The sequence below is a fragment of the Kitasatospora sp. NPDC018058 genome, assembly GCF_044327205.1.
Lineage (GTDB): Bacteria > Actinomycetota > Actinomycetes > Streptomycetales > Streptomycetaceae > Kitasatospora.
In genome coordinates this window covers 1-16,408 of record NZ_JBIRFA010000020.1, presented here as the reverse complement: position 1 = coordinate 16,408, position 16,408 = coordinate 1, and the positions used below count along the sequence as shown (strand labels likewise).

The 16,408-nt window shown below is 72.4% G+C and carries 18 protein-coding genes; 9 read left to right on the top strand and 9 right to left on the bottom strand.

The annotated features are described in order from the left end of the window. Nucleotides 1-11 precede the first annotated feature (11 nt). The 3 genes from ACH4E7_RS26705 (at nt 12) to ACH4E7_RS26695 (ending at nt 3,015) form a co-directional block, all read left to right on the top strand. Nucleotides 12-1,997 carry a phosphocholine-specific phospholipase C gene (locus ACH4E7_RS26705; RefSeq protein ID WP_396251580.1) on the top strand — a complete coding sequence of 662 codons (1,986 nt, stop codon included), beginning with the start codon at nt 12-14 and terminating at the stop codon, nt 1,995-1,997. A gap of 90 nt (nt 1,998-2,087) precedes the next feature. Then, nucleotides 2,088-2,561, top strand: coding sequence for a VOC family protein (locus ACH4E7_RS26700; RefSeq protein WP_396251579.1), 474 nt, complete (start codon nt 2,088-2,090; stop codon nt 2,559-2,561). A 4-nt stretch (nt 2,562-2,565) separates the two neighbouring features. Then, nucleotides 2,566-3,015 carry an SRPBCC family protein gene (locus ACH4E7_RS26695; protein ID WP_396251578.1) on the top strand — a complete coding sequence of 150 codons (450 nt, stop codon included), beginning with the start codon at nt 2,566-2,568 and terminating at the stop codon, nt 3,013-3,015. A gap of 77 nt (nt 3,016-3,092) precedes the next feature. On the opposite strand, the gene ACH4E7_RS26690 is transcribed toward ACH4E7_RS26695, so the two are convergent. The 3 genes from ACH4E7_RS26690 to ACH4E7_RS26680 all read right to left on the bottom strand — a co-directional run bounded on the left by ACH4E7_RS26690 (nt 3,093) and on the right by ACH4E7_RS26680 (nt 6,949). Beyond that, nucleotides 3,093-4,358: an aromatic acid exporter family protein gene (locus ACH4E7_RS26690; RefSeq protein ID WP_396251577.1), complete on the bottom strand. Its 1,266-nt coding sequence runs from the start codon at nt 4,356-4,358 to the stop codon at nt 3,093-3,095. A 94-nt stretch (nt 4,359-4,452) separates the two neighbouring features. Beyond that, nucleotides 4,453-5,205 (bottom strand): polyprenol monophosphomannose synthase, encoded by a 753-nt coding sequence (locus ACH4E7_RS26685; RefSeq protein WP_396251576.1) that lies wholly within the window; start codon nt 5,203-5,205, stop codon nt 4,453-4,455. 178 nt (nt 5,206-5,383) lie between these two features. Further along, nucleotides 5,384-6,949, bottom strand: coding sequence for a N,N-dimethylformamidase beta subunit family domain-containing protein (locus ACH4E7_RS26680; RefSeq protein WP_396251575.1), 1,566 nt, complete (start codon nt 6,947-6,949; stop codon nt 5,384-5,386). A gap of 337 nt (nt 6,950-7,286) precedes the next feature. On the opposite strand from ACH4E7_RS26680, the gene ACH4E7_RS26675 reads away from it, so the two are divergent. Further along, entirely contained in the window at nt 7,287-9,227 is a 1,941-nt protein-coding gene (locus ACH4E7_RS26675; protein ID WP_396251574.1) for an amino acid transporter, read from the top strand. A 6-nt stretch (nt 9,228-9,233) separates the two neighbouring features. Here ACH4E7_RS26675 and ACH4E7_RS26670 read toward each other — a convergent pair whose 3' ends face one another. Both ACH4E7_RS26670 and ACH4E7_RS26665 read right to left on the bottom strand, forming a co-directional pair. Continuing rightward, entirely contained in the window at nt 9,234-9,377 is a 144-nt protein-coding gene (locus tag ACH4E7_RS26670; protein ID WP_396251573.1) for a hypothetical protein, read from the bottom strand. 76 nt (nt 9,378-9,453) lie between these two features. Further along, nucleotides 9,454-9,723 (bottom strand): GlsB/YeaQ/YmgE family stress response membrane protein, encoded by a 270-nt coding sequence (locus ACH4E7_RS26665; protein WP_396251572.1) that lies wholly within the window; start codon nt 9,721-9,723, stop codon nt 9,454-9,456. Nucleotides 9,724-9,990: 267 nt separating this feature from the next. Between ACH4E7_RS26665 and ACH4E7_RS26660 the strand changes: the two genes are divergently transcribed. Continuing rightward, nucleotides 9,991-10,356 (top strand): hypothetical protein, encoded by a 366-nt coding sequence (locus tag ACH4E7_RS26660; protein ID WP_396251571.1) that lies wholly within the window; start codon nt 9,991-9,993, stop codon nt 10,354-10,356. 40 nt (nt 10,357-10,396) lie between these two features. Here the strand turns inward: ACH4E7_RS26660 and ACH4E7_RS26655 are convergent, their stop codons facing one another. Together ACH4E7_RS26655 and ACH4E7_RS26650 are read right to left on the bottom strand one after the other, a co-directional pair. Continuing rightward, nucleotides 10,397-11,197, bottom strand: a complete 801-nt coding sequence (locus ACH4E7_RS26655) for a HEAT repeat domain-containing protein (protein WP_396251570.1) — start codon at nt 11,195-11,197, stop codon at nt 10,397-10,399. 42 nt (nt 11,198-11,239) lie between these two features. Beyond that, on the bottom strand, nt 11,240-11,959 hold the full coding sequence (locus ACH4E7_RS26650; RefSeq protein WP_396251569.1) for a TetR/AcrR family transcriptional regulator: 720 nt from the start codon (nt 11,957-11,959) through the stop codon (nt 11,240-11,242). A 142-nt stretch (nt 11,960-12,101) separates the two neighbouring features. Between ACH4E7_RS26650 and ACH4E7_RS26645 the strand changes: the two genes are divergently transcribed. Beyond that, nucleotides 12,102-13,349: an FAD-dependent monooxygenase gene (locus ACH4E7_RS26645; protein WP_396251568.1), complete on the top strand. Its 1,248-nt coding sequence runs from the start codon at nt 12,102-12,104 to the stop codon at nt 13,347-13,349. Here the strand turns inward: ACH4E7_RS26645 and ACH4E7_RS26640 are convergent. Continuing rightward, a complete protein-coding gene (locus ACH4E7_RS26640; protein WP_396251567.1) occupies nt 13,333-13,476 on the bottom strand; it encodes a hypothetical protein in 144 nt (47 codons plus the stop codon). The genes ACH4E7_RS26645 and ACH4E7_RS26640 overlap by 17 nt on opposite strands. Nucleotides 13,477-13,625: 149 nt before the next feature. Here ACH4E7_RS26640 and ACH4E7_RS26635 point away from each other — a divergent pair, with 149 nt between their 5' ends. Next, on the top strand, nt 13,626-14,255 hold the full coding sequence (locus ACH4E7_RS26635) for a CBS domain-containing protein (RefSeq protein ID WP_396251706.1): 630 nt from the start codon (nt 13,626-13,628) through the stop codon (nt 14,253-14,255). Nucleotides 14,256-14,439: 184 nt separating this feature from the next. Continuing rightward, nucleotides 14,440-15,090: a beta-glucanase gene (locus ACH4E7_RS26630; protein ID WP_396251566.1), complete on the top strand. Its 651-nt coding sequence runs from the start codon at nt 14,440-14,442 to the stop codon at nt 15,088-15,090. A 94-nt stretch (nt 15,091-15,184) separates the two neighbouring features. On the opposite strand, the gene ACH4E7_RS26625 is transcribed toward ACH4E7_RS26630, so the two are convergent. Then, nucleotides 15,185-15,556: a hypothetical protein gene (locus ACH4E7_RS26625; RefSeq protein WP_396251565.1), complete on the bottom strand. Its 372-nt coding sequence runs from the start codon at nt 15,554-15,556 to the stop codon at nt 15,185-15,187. 275 nt (nt 15,557-15,831) lie between these two features. Here ACH4E7_RS26625 and ACH4E7_RS26620 point away from each other — a divergent pair, with 275 nt between their 5' ends. Continuing rightward, nucleotides 15,832-16,164: an SHOCT domain-containing protein gene (locus ACH4E7_RS26620; protein ID WP_396251564.1), complete on the top strand. Its 333-nt coding sequence runs from the start codon at nt 15,832-15,834 to the stop codon at nt 16,162-16,164. The last annotated feature ends 244 nt before the right edge of the window (nt 16,165-16,408 follow it).

Below are 16,408 nucleotides of genomic sequence, written 5' to 3'. Positions count from 1 at the left end.
GCCAGTTCGTGATGCCCGAGCTCTCCCGCCGCACCTTCGTCGGCGCCACCGCGGCCGTCGGTGCCACCGCCCTGACCGGCCTGTCCGCCACCCAGGCCCAGGCCGCCCCCGCCGACGAGACCGCCGGCGCTCTCACCGGTACCGTCAAGGACGTCAAGCACGTCGTCGTCCTGATGCAGGAGAACCGCAGCTTCGACCACTACTTCGGCACGCTGAACGGCGTCCGCGGCTTCGGCGACAAGCAGGCGCTCCAATTCCCGGACGGCACCGACGTGTTCCGCCAGCCCGACAGTCGTCGCAGCGACGGCGGGGCGATGCTGCCCTACCGGATGGACACCGCCAAGTACAACGCGCAGAACGCCGGCGGCCTCGCCCACGACTGGGCGACCGGCCACCAGGCCATCAACAACGGTGCGATGAACAAGTGGGTCGCCGCCAAGGGCGAGCGCACCATGGGCTACTTCACCCGGGACGACATCCCCTACCAGTACGCCCTGGCCGATGCGTTCACCCTCTGCGACGCCTACTTCACCTCGCTGGCCGGCCCCACCGACCCCAACCGGCTCTACCTGTGGACCGGCACCGCCGGGCCCGGCCGCGACGGCACCACCGGCCCCTGGATCGACAACACCCCGGTCACCGACAACCCCGTCGCCGACTGGACCACCTACGCCGAGCGCCTGCAGGCGGCCGGCGTCAGCTGGCGGGTCTACCACAACCCCAGCAAGGACGACCGCACCGGCGACTACGACGACAACGCCCTCTCCTACTTCAAGCAGTTCCACGACTTCCCGCACGACGACCCGCGTTACATCAACGCGATGACCAAGTTCGACCCCACCGACTTCGACCGCCACTGCAAGGACGGCACCCTGCCGACCATCTCCTGGCTGGTCGCGCCCTACCTGTTCTCCGAGCACCCGGAGGCCGGCCCGGCGTACGGCGCGCACTGGGTCAACCAGGCGCTGCAGTCGTTGATGTCCAACCCCGACGTCTGGCGGCACACCGTCTTCCTGGTCATGTACGACGAGAACGACGGCTACTTCGACCACATGGTCCCGCCCACCCCCGAGCCCGGCACCCCCGAGGAGTTCACCCACGGGCGCGCCATCGGCCTCGGCAACCGCGTCCCGCTCTGGGTGGTCTCGCCCTGGTCGCGCGGCGGCTGGGTCAACTCCCAGGTCTTCGACCACACCTCGGTGCTGCGCTTCATGGAGCTGGTCACCGGCGTGGCCGAGCCCAACATCTCGCCCTGGCGCCGGGCCGTCTGCGGCGACCTCACCAGCTGCTTCGACTTCGCCGCCCCGGACGCCTCGCTCCCGAAGCTGCCCGACACCAACGCCCTGATGGCCAAGGCCGACGCGGGCGCCAAGCTGCCCGGCGTCGCCCTCCCGGCGGTCGGCGCCCAGTCGATGCCCGTCCAGGAGCGCGGCGAGCGCCCGCACCGCCCGCTGCCGTACCAGCCGTGGGCCGACGTGGCGGTGGACCGCAAGACCGGCAAGGTCACCTGCGTGATGGGCAACGACGGCTCGGTGGCCTTCCCGTACACCGTCTACCCGAACATCCTGTTCCCGTTCGCGGGCACCCCGTACACCGTCGCCCCCGGCGCCAGCGCGACGTACGTCTGGGACGCCGCCGCCACCGACGGCCGCTACGACTTCACCCTGTACGGCCCGGACGGCTTCGTGCGCCGCTTCGCCGGCACGGTGGTCCGGGACGGTCAGGACGGGCAGAACGACATCGGCGTGCCGATCGTCACCGCGGACCTGCGCGGCGACCTGAAGCTCACCCTCCAGGTGGCCAACGACGGCATGACCGACGTGGCCTTCACCGCCGCGCCCAACGACTTCGCGGGCACCGCGCAGACCGTCTGGGTCAAGCCCGGCAAGCAGGTCAACCTGCCCTGGCCGCTGGACAAGCAGGGCCGCTACGATGTCGTCGTCACCGCCCACACCGGCCAGCGCTTCACGCAGCGCTACGCGGGCTGGGTGCACTGACCTACGGCGGGCCCGGCCGGGGGCGCCGATCCGGTGACCCACGGCCGTGGCTCGGCCGCCGTGGCAGAGCCCGCCGCTACCGTCGGGCGCATGCAGAAAATCACCACCTTCCTCTGGTACGACGACCAGGCCGAAGCGGCCGCCCTCTTCTACACCTCGCTGTTCCCCGACTCCGGAATCACCAAGGTCACCCGCTATGGCGAGGCCGGCCCCGGCGAGGCCGGCTCGGTGATGACCGTCGAGTTCGAACTCGCCGGCCGGGAGTACACGGCCCTCAACGGCGGCCCCGAGTTCACGTTCACCGAGGCGATCTCACTCCAGGTGGAGTGCGAGGACCAGCGGGAGATCGACGAACTCTGGGCCAAACTCACCGCCGACGGCGGCCAGGAGGGCCCGTGCGGGTGGCTCAAGGACCGCTACGGCCTCTCCTGGCAGATCACGCCGCGCGTCCTGCTCGACCTGATCGCCGACCCGGACCGGGCCAAGGCCGACCGCGTGATGGCCACCACGCTGCGGATGCGGAAGATCGAGATCCAGCCGCTGCTCGACGCGGCCAGGGGCTGAGGCCGTGACCGCCTACACCCACCGCGCCACCGTCTACCTGCGCGCCACCCCCGAGCGGGTCTGGCACGCGCTCACCAACGCCGACGAGTCCGGCCTCTACTGGGGCCACCGCAACGTCTCCACCTGGCTGCCCGGCGCGCCCTGGGAGCACCAGCGCGCCGACGACTCCGGCATCGCCGACGTGATCGGCATCGTCGAGGTCGCCGAGCGCCCGCACCGGCTGGTCACCACCTGGGCCGGGCCGGAGGAGCGGCGCCCGGGCGGGCCCTCCCGGGTCAGCTTCGACATCCAGCACTGGCAGGACCTCAGCCGCCTCACCGTCACCCACGAGAACCTCTCCGACGAGACCGAGCGGACGAACGCCGAACAGGGCTGGTCAGCGGTGCTGTCCAACCTCAAGACCTACCTGGAGACCGGGCACCCGCTGCCGCAGCAGCCCTGGCTGATGCCCTGACGTCCCGCTGCTGTGGCGCCCTGATGCCCTTATGCCCTGGTGTCCTGATGCCTTGATGTCTTGAGCCTGCGGCAGGATCAGCGCCCGGCCCCCGCCGCCGGGCGCTCCGCCGTTCCGGACGTCCGCCGGCCGGGCCCCCGCTCGCCCCGGACGAAGCGGCGCAGCCCGGCGAACCGCGAGAACCGCTCCCGACTCGCCACCGAGGCCCGGTCGAGCTCCTCCATCAGCCGACGGCTGCGGTGCTCCAGGTCCAGTTCGTCCAGGATGCGGTCCACCTCGGCCAGTATCGAGCCGTGCAGCTGCCAGGCTTCCGGGTGCTCCTGGACCTGGCGCAGCAGCACCTGGGCGACGTTCTCCCGGCAGGCCCAGGCCGCCGCCAGCTCGGCGGTCAGCCGCTCCTCGGCCTCCTCGGCGCTGCGGCTCACCTGAGTGGTGACCAGTACCGCGAAACTGACCATCGCCCCGCCGACGTGCGCCAGCAACTCCTCCAACCCGACCGCGACCTCCGGCGGGAAGAGCCGCTCGCCGGGCCCGCGCCGCTTGGCCAGGTCGGTCAGCGAGCGGGCCAGCACCCGGATCACCACCACGCAGATCTCCAGCGTGTCCAGTCCGGTGCGCAGCACCAGCCGGGAGAGCAGCCCCTCGCTGATCCGGGGGTTGAACCGCAGGCTGTCCTCGGCCTGGCGCAGCGCCGCGTCCACCTCGACGATCGCCTGGTCGAGCCGGCGGGCCTCGTACAGCCGTTCGGCGGCCCGGGCCACCGGGGTGGGGCGCCCCAGCTCCTCGGAGATGTCCAGCAGCAGCTGGCGGGCCCGCCGGGCGAGGTCCTCGATCGAATCCCCGGCGGTGTCCACCCAGACCGGCGGGGCGAAGAGCAGGTTGAACAGCAGGCCGGCGGCCGCGCCGATCAGCGTCTCCAGCACCCGGTCCCAGGCCTGTGAGGCCAGCTTGGTGACGCCCAGGATCAGCATCGCGCTGATCGCGACCTCCTGGACGAACTCCTCGACCCGGACGAACCGGCCGATGACCAGGGAGGCCAGGATGATCAGTCCGAGGCTCCACCAGGAGAGTCCGACCACGGCGCTGAAGCCGATCGCGATCAGCACACCGACCACCACCGAGTTGACCCGGCGGATGCTGGTCTTGAGCGTCGAGTAGACGGTGACCTGGACCACCAGCAGCGCGGTCAGCGGCGCCGTCAGCGGGGCGGGCTCGCTGCTGAGCCGGGTCGCCGCCGCGTAGGCGAGGGTGGCGGCCACGGTGGCCCGCAGGGTCTGGACGACGAAGGGCTCTCGGGCGCCACGGCGGACCAGGGCCGTGAGGGACTCCGGGAAAAGGGCCATGACGGCCTTCTTTCCCCGCAGCCGCCGCTCACACCGCCGTTCGACCGTCCTGCTACCCGATTGACCGCGCCGGAGACGCCGGTCGCGTCTGGCTCTAGTTCAGCTCGCCGCGCCCGTCGGCGCGGTTGAAGCGCAGCTTCCAGGGCGCGAGCGCGGACTCGACCTGGACCCCGATGCTCATCTTGGACGCGCCCTCGATCCGCTCCTCGAAGCGGATCGGCACCTCGCGGATGGTCATCCCGCGCTGGATCACCCGGTAGTTCATCTCGACCTGGAACGAGTAGCCGTTGCTCTGCACGGTCGGCAGGTCGATGGCCCGCAGGGTGTCGGCCCGCCACGCCTTGAACCCGGCGGTGGCGTCGCGTACGCCCAGGCCGAGGATCGCGTTGACGTAGAAGTTGGCCCAGGCGGAGAGCGCCTTGCGGTGCCACGGCCACTCCGAGGCGGTCGAGCCGCCGGGCACGTAGCGGGAGCCGAGCACCACGGCGGTGTCGTCGGTGAGCAGGGCCTCCACCATCGCGGGTATCACGGAGGCCGGGTGCGAGAGGTCGGCGTCCATCTGGACCACGACGTCGGCGCCCTCGTCCAGCGCCCGGGCCATGCCGGCCAGGTAGGCGCGGCCGAGGCCGTTCTTCTCGGTGCGGTGCAGCACGCCGACGGTGCCGCCGGAGTCGGCGGCGAGCTCGTCGGCGAGTTCGCCGGTGCCGTCGGGGGAGTTGTCGTCGACCACCAGCAGGTGCAGGTTCGGCACCGGGAGTTCCGCGAGGAGCCCGGCGAGGACCGGAAGGTTCTCCCGCTCGTTGTACGTGGGGACGACGACAACGACCTTGGGGGAGGCCTCGACCATGTTCTGTTTCCCTCGTGTCCTCGCCGGCCGGCATCAGTGCCACACCGGTCGGTTGTCCGGACGAACTGCGCTGGTGTTAGAGCATGTGAGTCTATCCGGCCCCAGGGCGTCCTCCTGCCCCAGGGTGCCCTCCCGCCCCGGGGAGTGCGGCCGGGCGGATCCCGGCGGGGCGGGCCCGTTACGCCGGGCCGTAGACGGCCGACAGGTTGTCCTGGGCGGGGTGGCTGCGCCCGGCCGGGCCGGAGGCGAAGGCGCGCAGGATGTTCTCGGTGACCTTGCGGACCAGGTCCCCGGCGTGCGAGTCGATGCCGTGGTCGGCCTTGCCGCCGCCGGGCCCGTGCGCGTCCAGGGCCTCCACCCAGCGCATCGTCCCGCTCGCGAAGACCCCGGCGCCGCTCGGCACGGTGTAGTAGGCGGTGTCGGAGTGGGAGCGGCGGCCCTCGCAGACCACGGGCGAGTGGGCGATGACCTCGATCGGGCGCGGGGTGGGGAAGCCGGTGTCCACCCGGTCGTACTCGACGCCGACCAGGTGCGGGAAGGACGCCCCGGCCGCGACGCCCGTCCCCTCGAAGGTCCAGTGCCCCGGCGAGGTGACGACGTACGGGGCGTCCACCGGGTAGCCGTCGTAGATCACGCCGAGCATCGAGCTCTCCGGGTCGGCACCCGGGCCGGCCCGGAAGTCGGTGGTCGCCGGGGCGCCGGCCTGGTGGCCCGGGTCCTGAGCCCAGGCGTCCTTGTAACAGACCACCGTGCGGTCCGGGCCGAGGTCGGTGGGCTCGAAGCGGACCCGGCGGAAGCAGCAGTTGGCGCCGAGGATCGCCAGGTTGGTCCCGGCGTCGCGGGCCGCGACCACGTTGGCCCGCTGCTCGGGGGACCAGTACTCGTCGTGGCCGAGCGAGAGGACGGCGGCGGCGCCGCGCAGCAGCCCCGGGTCGCGGGCCACGTCGATCCCGGTGGTGTAGGCGAGCGGCAGCCCGAGCCGCTCGGCGAGCGCGATCAGCGGCGCCTCGTAGACCAGGAACAGCCCGGCGCCGTGGTCGTAGTCGTACGGCCGGTCGAAGACCACCCGCAGCGAGCGGGTGGCCAGGGTGCCGGTCGGGCCGTTGTAGAGGCTGTAGCCGCCCCACTCGTTGTAGGCCTGCCAGGTCGCCGGGGCGCTCATGACCACGGTCCTCCCGGCGGTGCTCGCCGAGCGGACGGTGAGCGGGACGTAGCGGCGGCCGGGGCCGCCCTCGACGTCCAGGCGCAGCAGGTAGGCGCCCTCGGGCCAGCCGGTGGTGTCCACGGCGAGCGTGCGCGGCCAGCCGGTCAGCACGGTGCGGGTGGCCTGGTCGACGTGCGGCGCGGCCTGCTCGCCGCCCGGGACGTGCTCGCGGCGCCAGACCAGGCGGGCGCGGGCGCCGTCGTACCAGCCCATCCGGTAGGCGGAGACGGTGAAGGCGGCGGCCAGGGTGGAGACGTGCAGGCCGAAGGACTCCCCGGGCAGCACACTGACCCGGTCGGCGAAGCCCTCGACGGCGTCCGCCGGGCCGGCGTCGGTGATCTCCCAGTCGGGGTTGCCGGGCTGGGACTGCTCGCTCTTCAGGCCGACGTGCTGGGCGGTGGTGGGGTCGGCCCTGCCCGGGGTGCCCTGGGCGTCGGGGGAGGGGTTCGGGGCCGCGTCCGGGTGGTGGGTCCCGCAGGAGGCGGCGGTGGCCGCCATCAGACCCAGGCCCAGAATCCCCCGCCGGCTCGGTTCCGCCACCACGGCCTCCCTGTCGTCCGTCGCTGCACCCCGCGGCCGTGGGGTCGCCGTCAACCTCGTGTGTCAATGCGCGCGGTCATCCTCACCCGTTTCGGCCGGTTCATGCCGACCGCCGCGCCGGAGCCGCGATCACGGCCGGACGGCGGCCGCCACCCGGGAGGGCCGGACGGACGGACCCTGGCGTGTTGGCGCGCGGTTCCCGAGCGCCCGCGATCCGGTCACCTAGCCTGACCAGGCCCGCCGTCCGGCGGCCAGCAGGGGGCCCGGAGCCGCGCGCGGCCGGCCGAAGTCGTGGACAGGGGTGTACGTGGTTTCGTCGGGTTCGGCCGAACCGGGAATGGCTCCTCCGACGCGGGGCACGGGATTCCGGGCGTGGATGCTGGAAGGCCTGTCGGACATGGCCAAGCAGCACCCCGGCCCGCACGCCCAGGCACCGGGGCACGAGGGCCAGAGCTGGTGGCGGGTCATGTGCCTGACCGGCGTGGACTACTTCTCGACCCTCGGCTACCAGCCGGGCATCGCGGCCCTGGCCGCAGGCCTGCTCTCTCCGGTGGCGACCGTCGTCCTGGTGGTCGTCACCCTGCTCGGGGCCCTCCCCGTCTACCGGCGGGTGGCCCGGGAGAGCCCGCACGGGGAGGGCTCGATCGCGATGCTGGAACGGCTGCTGTCGTTCTGGCAGGGAAAGCTCTTCGTACTGACCCTGCTCGGCTTCGCGGCCACCGACTTCATGATCACCATCACTCTGTCGGCTGCCGACGGTGCCGCGCACCTGGTGGAGAACCCGCACGTGAGCAGTGTGCTCGGCGGGAGGCAGATGCTGGTCACGCTGGTGCTGGTGGCCCTGCTCGGCGCGGTGTTCCTCCGGGGCTTCGGGGAGGCGATCGGGGTCGCCGTCGTGCTGGTGGCGGTCTACCTGGCGCTCAACGTGGTGGTGGTGGTCAACGGTCTGTGGCACGTCCTGAAGTCGCCGCACCTGGTCACCGCCTGGTCGGACGCCCTGACCGCCGAGCACGGCAACGCGATCGCCATGATCGGCGTGGCGCTGACGGTCTTCCCCAAGCTCGCACTCGGCCTCTCCGGTTTCGAGACCGGAGTCGCCGTGATGCCGCACATCAAGGGCGACCCGGAGGACACCGAGCAGCGCCCGACCGGCCGGATCCGCGGCGCCCGCAAGCTGCTCACCACCGCTGCCGTGATCATGAGCATCTTCCTGATCGCGACGAGTTTCATCACCACCGTGCTGATCCCTCCCGACGCCTTCAAAGCCGGTGGGCAGGCCAATGGTCGCGCGCTGGCCTACCTCGCCCACAAGTACCTGGGCAGCTCCTTCGGCACCGTCTACGACGTGTCCACCATCGCGATCCTCTGGTTCGCCGGCGCCTCCGCGATGGCGGGCATGCTCAACCTGATGCCCCGCTACCTGCCGCGCTACGGCATGGCCCCGCACTGGGCGCGCGCGGTGCGGCCGCTGGTGATCGTCCTCACCCTGATCGCCTTCCTGGTCACCTGGATCTTCGACGCCAACGTGGACGCCCAGGGCGGCGCGTACGCGACCGGTGTGCTGGTGCTGATCAGCTCGGCCGCCATCGCGGTGACCATCGCCGCCCACAAGATCGGGCAACGCCGCTGGCGGGCCGGTTTCGCGGTGATCGCCGCGGTGTTCCTCTACACCACGGCCGCGAACATCGCCGAGCGGCCGGACGGCGTCAAGATCGGTGCCTGCTTCATCGCCGGCATCGTGATGGTCTCCTTCCTCTCCCGGCTGAAGCGGTCCTTCGAGCTGCGCGTCACCCGCGTGGACCTGGACGACGTGGCGGAACGGTTCGTGCGGGACTACATGCACCGCCCGTTGCGGCTGATCGCCAACGAGCCGAACAGCCGGGACCTCGCCGAATACCGCGACAAGCTCCGTCAGATCCGCAAGGACAACGACATCCCGGCCGAGGACGACCTGGTCTTCGTCGAGGTCACCGTGCTCGACCCGTCCGACTTCGAGGCCGCACTGACCGTGCGCGGCGAGGTGCTGCACGACCGCTACCGCGTGCTGTCGCTGGAGAGCTCCAGCGTGCCCAACGCCCTGGCGGCGCTGCTGCTGCAGGTGCGCGACCTGACAGGGCAGCAGCCGCACATCTACTTCGAGTGGACCGAGGGCAACCCCTTCGCCCAGTTCCTGCGGTTCTTCCTGTTCGGACAGGGCGAGATCGCGCCGGTCACCCGCGAGGTGCTCCGCGAGGCCGAGCCGGACCGCACCCGGCGGCCCGCGGTGCACGTGGGCTGAGACGGTTCAGTCCTCGTCGTCGAAGGGCTCGGCCGACCAGCGGAGCGCCGCCCGGTCGTCGCGTATGTGCGGCAGGAACTCGGCGACTTCGCCGAGGTGAAGCCCTGGTTCGACGAGTCCGCCGGAGATCTCCGTCGGGCATCGGCACACCCTCCCGTCCGGGCCCGTCCGGTGAGCCCTGGCGGGAGTCTTGCACCTGCCACTGACAATCCGGCCTGACGCCGGGTCAGCGGGGTGGGCGGGACTTGCTCCAGGCGGGTGCGACGAAGGCCACCAGGGCCACGGCGAAGCCGAGTTGGAGGAAGTGGCGGATCCAGTCGATGCCTGCGGTGTGGCGGACGCCGATCCAGCCGGAGACGGCGTTGCCGAGCCAGGCCCCGGCGGCGCCGAGCAGCATGGTCAGCCACCATGGGATCGACTGCGGTCCGCGCAGGATCAGCTTGGCGAGCACGCCCAGCACGAAGCCGATGAGCAGAATCCACAGGAGCTGGAACATTGCGGTCCACCTTCCCGGCGCGCCGGAGGGCACCGGCGCGCCGAATCGCCGAAGGCGCGGTTCGTCCCATGATCACCCGGTTCGGCCGAACGGGCATGTCGGCGGGGCTCCGGAGGTGACGGTCACCGGCGCTGACCGGTCCGGGTCGGACAAGGGCGAGAACCCGCCGCCGGTGGGGCCGGAAACGCACTGTTCGGCGGGTTATTCGTACCGGTAGGAATGGGCCCTGGCGCGGACACGCCGCGCCACCCGAGAGGAGCCGCTCCAGTGACCCGACTTCGTGCCGCCGTCCTCACCCTCGGCTGTACCGCCGCCGCGCTGACCCTGACCATGGGCACCGCCCAGGCGGCGCCCGGCGACACCAGCACCACCTGCTCCTCCTCGCTGACCCCGGACGGCTACGTGGACGTCCAGTGGTGGAACAGCGCCGGCTGCGGCTCCGGGTTCAACCCGAACACCAAGAAGATCATGCAGCTCACCGGCTACCCGGTCGGCACCGTGGTCAACGCCTGCGCGTCCACCTGGCCGCCGGCCGGCTGGACGATCGTCAGCAGCTTCTACAGCCCCGGCTGCCAGTACTCCTCCGTACCGAGCTTCAACAACAACTCCTGGCAGCTGAAGCGCGTCTCCTGACGGCTTCCGACAGCGGCCGGTCGCAGCGGTCCGCGGGGCCTCAGAGCTCCCGGACCGCCGCGACGGCCTCGCGGACCTCCGGGTGCGGGTCCTCGGCGAGGCCGTCCAGCAGCTCGGCGACACCCGGGGTGGACCAGCCGTAGACGGCCCAGACCAGCTCCCTGCGCACGCCCGGGTCCGGGTGGTCGGCCAGTCGGGCGAGGAGGTCCACCGGGCCCCGGCGGCGCAGGCCGAACCAGTGCAGGGCGGCGTGCAGCTCGGCCGGATCGCCCGGGTCGCCGGCCGCCTCGATCCGGGCGAGCAGGACGGGGACGGGCGGCGGCGGGCCGTCCAGTGGGTGCGGGTGGCGTTCGCGCAAGCGCCGGTCGCCGTAGCCGCCGCGCAGGCGGCAGCCCGCGCAGTTGCAGGGGCGGGTGCCGTGGGCGTTCGGGAGGTAGCGCCAGCCCGCGACCTGCGGCACGGCGCGGATCCGGTGCACCTCGCGGGCGCCGAGCGCGCGCGGTACGACCACCTCCCAGCCGCGCGGATCCGTGAGCGCGCCGACCCTCGCGACCGCCTCGGCGGCCGAGAGCCACTTCTGGGCCTCCTTGGCGCGGTCCCGGTAGTGCCCGACCAGCACCTGCTGGGTGTCGTCCAGTCGGACGTGCACCGCGACCAGCGACCCCTTCGGGCCGAACCGGGCCAGCTCGCGCAGCCACTGGTGGGTGAGCGTGAACGAGGGCAGCACCGGGAAGCAGTACACCCCGCGCACACCGCCCTGGCCCCGGCTGTCGGCCCGGAGGCCGGCGCGGCGGATGCGCGGCGCGTTCGCCGCGGCAGTCAGGTGTACGAACATCGCCATGGGGCGGGATGCTAGCCGTCCCCGGGGGTGCCGATCGAGCGGTTATCGCGGCGGTCGGGGTTCCGTCCGGCGCGCGATCAGGGCCGCCAGGCCGTCCAGGATGCGGTCCAGGCCGAAGTCCAGGGCCTGGTCGTGCCCGCCCGGCTCGGCCATGGCGGCGGCCAGGGCGGGGTAGCGGTCGGCGTGCCGGTGCACCACGGTGCCGAGGGCGGCGAGGAGTTCGGCCTCGGGGGAGCCGTTCGGGCCGACCGCGCGGGCCTGTTCGGCGATGCCGCGCACGTGCCCGGCGAGCAGCACGGCGGCGTCCATCCGCTCGGCGCCGGTCAGCCCGTGGGCGTCGAGGGCGGCCACCACCCGCTCCAGCCAGGCGAGTTCCTTCGGACCCGGCACCCGGGGGCCGACGGTGGCGTCCAGCAGCCAGGGGTGCCGGGTGAAGGATGCGGCCAAGTGGTGGGCCCAGGCGGTGAGTTGCTCCCGCCAGTGGGCGCCATCGGCGGGCGTCGGCGGTTCGTCGACGGCCGACTCGACCATCAGGGCGATGAGTTCGGCCTTGCCGGGGACATAGCGGTAGAGCGACATCTTGGTGAAGTCGAGCAGTGCGGCCACCTTCTGCATGGAGACCGCGCCGAGCCCCTCCGCGTCCGCCACCTCGACGCCGGCGGCGGCGATCCGTTCCAGGCTGAGGGTCGGCTTCGGTCCCCGGGTCGGCTTGGCCGGCGGGCCCCAGAGCAGCCGCACCGTGTCGTTCGCAGCCTCGCCCATCGTGTCCGCTCCCGTCCTGGGGGTTGCCTGTCCGCGCCAACTGTGTCTACCGTACACAGCAATGAACAGTGTCCGCGAGACACAGTTACTCGACCCTCGACGTTCGACTCCCGAACGTCGACCATCGGACGGAGTGGTTCCCATGAGCGGCTTTGCACACGGCGCCTGGGGTGGTTCCCCGCGCGATTCCCGCCGCGCCAAGGTGCTGATCTCGGGCGCGAGCATCGCCGGTCCGGCACTGGCCCACTGGCTGAGCCGGTACGGCTTCGAGGTGACGGTGGTCGAACTCGCCCCGGCGCTGCGCGGTGGCGGCCAGAACGTCGACTTCCGGGGCCGCACCCACCTGACCGTGCTGGAACGGATGGGCATCCTGGAGGAACTGCGAGCGCTCGACACCGGTGGCAGCCCGATCACCTTCGTGAACCAGGACGGACGGCAACTGCTGCACCTGCCCGCCGAGTTCGCCGGCGGCGAGCTGGAGGTTCCGCGCGGTGAACTGGCCCAGCTGCTCCACCGCCACAGCAGCGCCCGCGCCGAGTACCTCTTCGGCGACTCGATCACGGCCCTGGAGGAGACCGCGCATGGCGTCCGGGTCGCCTTCCGGCACGGTGCACCCCGCGAGTTCGACCTGGTGATCGGTGCCGACGGGCTGCACTCCAACGTCCGGCGGCTCGCCTTCGGCCCCGAGCAGCGGTTCGTCCGTCACCTCGGGTACTACGCGGCCACCTGGCAGCTGCCGAACGACGGCGGCCTGCCGGCCGGCGGGGTGAGCCTCAACGTGCCGGGTCGGCTGATGTCCGTCGGGGCCGACCACCGCGACCCCGCCCGGGCCGGGGCCTTCTGCCTGTTCGCCTCGCCCGAGCTGCGCTATGACCGCCACGACTCGGAGCGGCAGAAGGCGCTGATCCGGGACGCCTTCGCGGGCCTCGGCTGGCGGGTGCCGCAACTGCTGGCGAGCCTGGACGCCGCGCCCGAGCTGTACTTCGACTCGATCAGCCGTGCCGACGTCCCGACCTGGTCCACCGGCCGGACCGCCCTGCTCGGCGATGCCGCCTGCGGCGCCAGCATCGGCGGCATGGGCACCGGGACGGCCGTGGTGGCCGCGTACGTCCTGGCGGGGGAGCTGGCACTGGCCCGCGGCGACCACCGCGCGGCCTTCGCCCGGTACGAGCGGCTGCTGCGCGACTACGCCCAGGGCTGCCAGAAGGGCGGGGACCGGACCGGTCCGTTCCTGGCGCCGCGCACCGCGACCGGGCTGCGGTTGCGCAACGCCGTGCTGAACCGGCGGTGGGCGCTGGACAAGATGCTGGAGCTGGGCAAGCAGGTGTCGAGCGTCGAACTGCCGGACTACGGGCAGGCGTTGGCCGACCGGGTCAGTGCGGCGGGCTGATCCGGTCGCCGTTGTCGAGGAGCGCCTCGGCCCGGACGGCCACCCGGGCGGGGCGTTCGAGGGCCAGGGCGCGGTCCGGGGCGGCTCGCTCCGGCCCGTCGGCTCCGTGTTCGCAGGTCAGGGCCATTGGTCCCACCCGTTCAGCCCCTTGGCCCCTGGCGATCTACGCCGTTCGGGGCCATGCTGCGGGTACCGGCCGGGACGATCCGCGCCCGGTCCGACCAGCACCGTTGGACGAGGTGAACCGGCGTGCGGCATGCCACCGTCGAATCCGTGATGACCAGCCCCGTGGTCCGGGTCGCGCCCGAGACCGGTTTCCGGGAGATCGTCGCGCTGCTGACCGACTACGACATCACCGGCGTGCCGGTGGTCGACCCGGAGGGGCGGCCGCTCGGCGTGGTCTCGGAGGCCGACCTCCTGCGCACCCTGGCCGCGCAGGAGGACCCGGGCGGTCTGCTGCCCGCGCCCGAATCGGCGAAGGCCGGGCCGGGCGGCGAGATCACGGCGGCCTACCTGATGACGGCCCAGCCGGTCTGCACCACGCCCGACACCAGCGTGGTCGCGGCGGCCCGGCTGATGAGCCGGCACGGGCTGAAGCGGTTGCCGGTGCTGGACGAGGAGGGCCGGGTCATCGGCATGGTGAGCCGCGGCGACCTGTTGCGGGTCTTCCTGCGCGAGGACCGGGTGATCCGGCGGGAGATCGTCGAGGAGGTGCTCGGCCGGATCGACGGGGTGAGCCCGGCGGAGATCGGGGTGGAGGTCGACCAGGGTCGGGTGGTGCTCAGCGGCACCGTGCCCGAGGCGCACCTGGTGCCGGTCGTGCTGAACCTGTGCCGCTCGGTGGACGGGGTGGTCTCGGTGACCGACCGGCTCCGGGCCGGAGGTGCCGCCGCGTCGGTCGGCTGAGCCGGGCCGACCGTCCGGCTGCCGCTTCGGATCCGGCGGACGTGCCGAGCCTGCTCCGGATGTCTCCGGAGCCTGCTTCGGGCCCGGACGGTCCCCTTCGCATACTGCGTAACGTATCGGGTAACTCACTCTGTGTGCCCGACGGTTCGGACTGTCGGGGCGCCGGAGCACTGGGGAGGCGGCCGTGGCGGTCGTGTTCGACGCGGACTTCACTTCGACCAGGCAGTGGATCGCCGGGCGCAGCAGCGCCTACCCCCGGATGGGGCCGACCAACCGGACCGACCACAAGCTGGACTACCTGAGTCACCAGTACTGTCCCGGTGGGGTGTTCGCCGCCGTCCGGCGGCCCATCGGCGGGCTGTGGACCTGCAACCTGCTGACCACCGAGGGCAGTCCGGAGCGCTTCCAGGTCCGTACCGGGGACGTGCTGTCCGCGCGGGTCACGCTGCCCGTCGAGCTGGGCGCCTGGCCGGCGATCTGGACCTGGCGGGACGGCGGCAACGAGGTCGACATGTTCGAGTACCACCCGGACAACCCGGACCTGTTGGAGATCTCCAACCACGTCCGGGGCGGCTTCCGCTACTGGCATGGCGGCAGCGTCGGGATCGAGCCGGGGGCGACCTTCGGCCTGCGGGTGCTGCTCGGCGCGCACTCGGTGGACTGGTACGTCGAGGACGAGCTGGTCTACGCGGACCTGCACGGCGTGGGGACCGGTTGGCATGCCTACCTGATCGTCAACCTGTCGGTGGCGGACGGGACCTACCACGACCAGCCCCCCTTCGAAGGACCGAACCGGCTCAGCTGGGTCTGCCACAGCCTGCAGGTCGAGCGCTGACCCGTCGGTCTGGGGAATTCTCGGCGCTCGTCGGTTTCGCGGCGCGCTCGTGGGTTCGCAGCGTGCCCGTTGGTTCACGGTGTGTGCGTCGGTTTCACGGTGCGAACGATGCGGTGATCGGGCCGCCCGGGCCGGAGCGCTGGAACCAGACCGCCCGGCGGTGCGGGCCGATGTGCGCGGGGTCGGTCACGTACAGGTCGTCGCGCGGGGCGCGCTCGTTGCCCGGGGCGAGCGCTGCGTCCACGGCCCGGTCGGCGATGGCGCGCAGCAGGGCGGCGGCGGTGGCCTCGGCGGCGGCGGGGGCGATGGCGAGGGCGGTGAGTTGGGTCCAGAGCGCGATGGACACGTAGGCGATCGGGGAGCGGCCGAGCGCCTGGTGGGGGCCGTGGTCGGTGTGGCGGCGGAGCGTCCCGGCGGCGACGAGCTGCTCGGGGGAGCGGTGGCCGTCCGACGGGTGGTAGCTCATGGGTGGCAACGCTACCCCGGGGTCGGGGGTGCGAGCGCCGTGACGTTTTCTCAGCCTCTCTTCACAGCGCTTTGACCGGTCGCGGGCGCACGATGGTGGTAGGGCGCTGATCACCCCGGGCGGTCCCGCTTCCTTTGTGGCGCTGCTCCCGGCGCGACGGCGCCTCCGGCGGCCCGGCACCCCGGGCGGTACGGCACCTTGGGAGGCCCGGCACCTCGGGCGGTACGGCGCCGGTCACCTCGGCGGGCCCCGACGGGCCGGAGGAGGAGGTCTTGATGAGGCACTGGCACGGGTACGGGCCCGGCCACGGACCGGGTGGTTGGGGCATCGCGGTGATGGCGATCGGCGCGCTGCTGATCCTGGCGCTGCTGGTGCTCCTGGCCATCGCCCTGTTCCGGTACATCTCCCGCTCGCGGCAGCCGGTTCCGCGCGGCCCCGTGGCTGCGGGCGCCGCCGGGCCGGGGCCGGGCGGACCGCCCGGTTGGGCGCACGGTCCGACCCCGGAGCAGCTGCTCGCGGAGCGGTTCGCGCGGGGTGAGATCGACGCGGAGGAGTATCGCCACCGACTGGAGACGTTGCGATCGGCGGACGGGCCGGGCAGCGGCTGACCGGGGGGCACGGAGTGCGTCCGAGGCCCGCCACGTGTGCGGCGGGCCTCAGCGTTCGGCTGCCGGGCGTCGGTGCTCGGTCGGCTCACCTGGTGTACCCGGCTAGCCCGACTCTCCCGATGTGCGCCCGACTCATTCGGCTTCGACTTAGGGCGTCCGCCAGTAGGTGCCGAGCTAATTGGTAGTAGCAGGGCAGGCACGGTTCGCCCGATCATGGAGTTCTCTACGCTTCATGATCACCGGG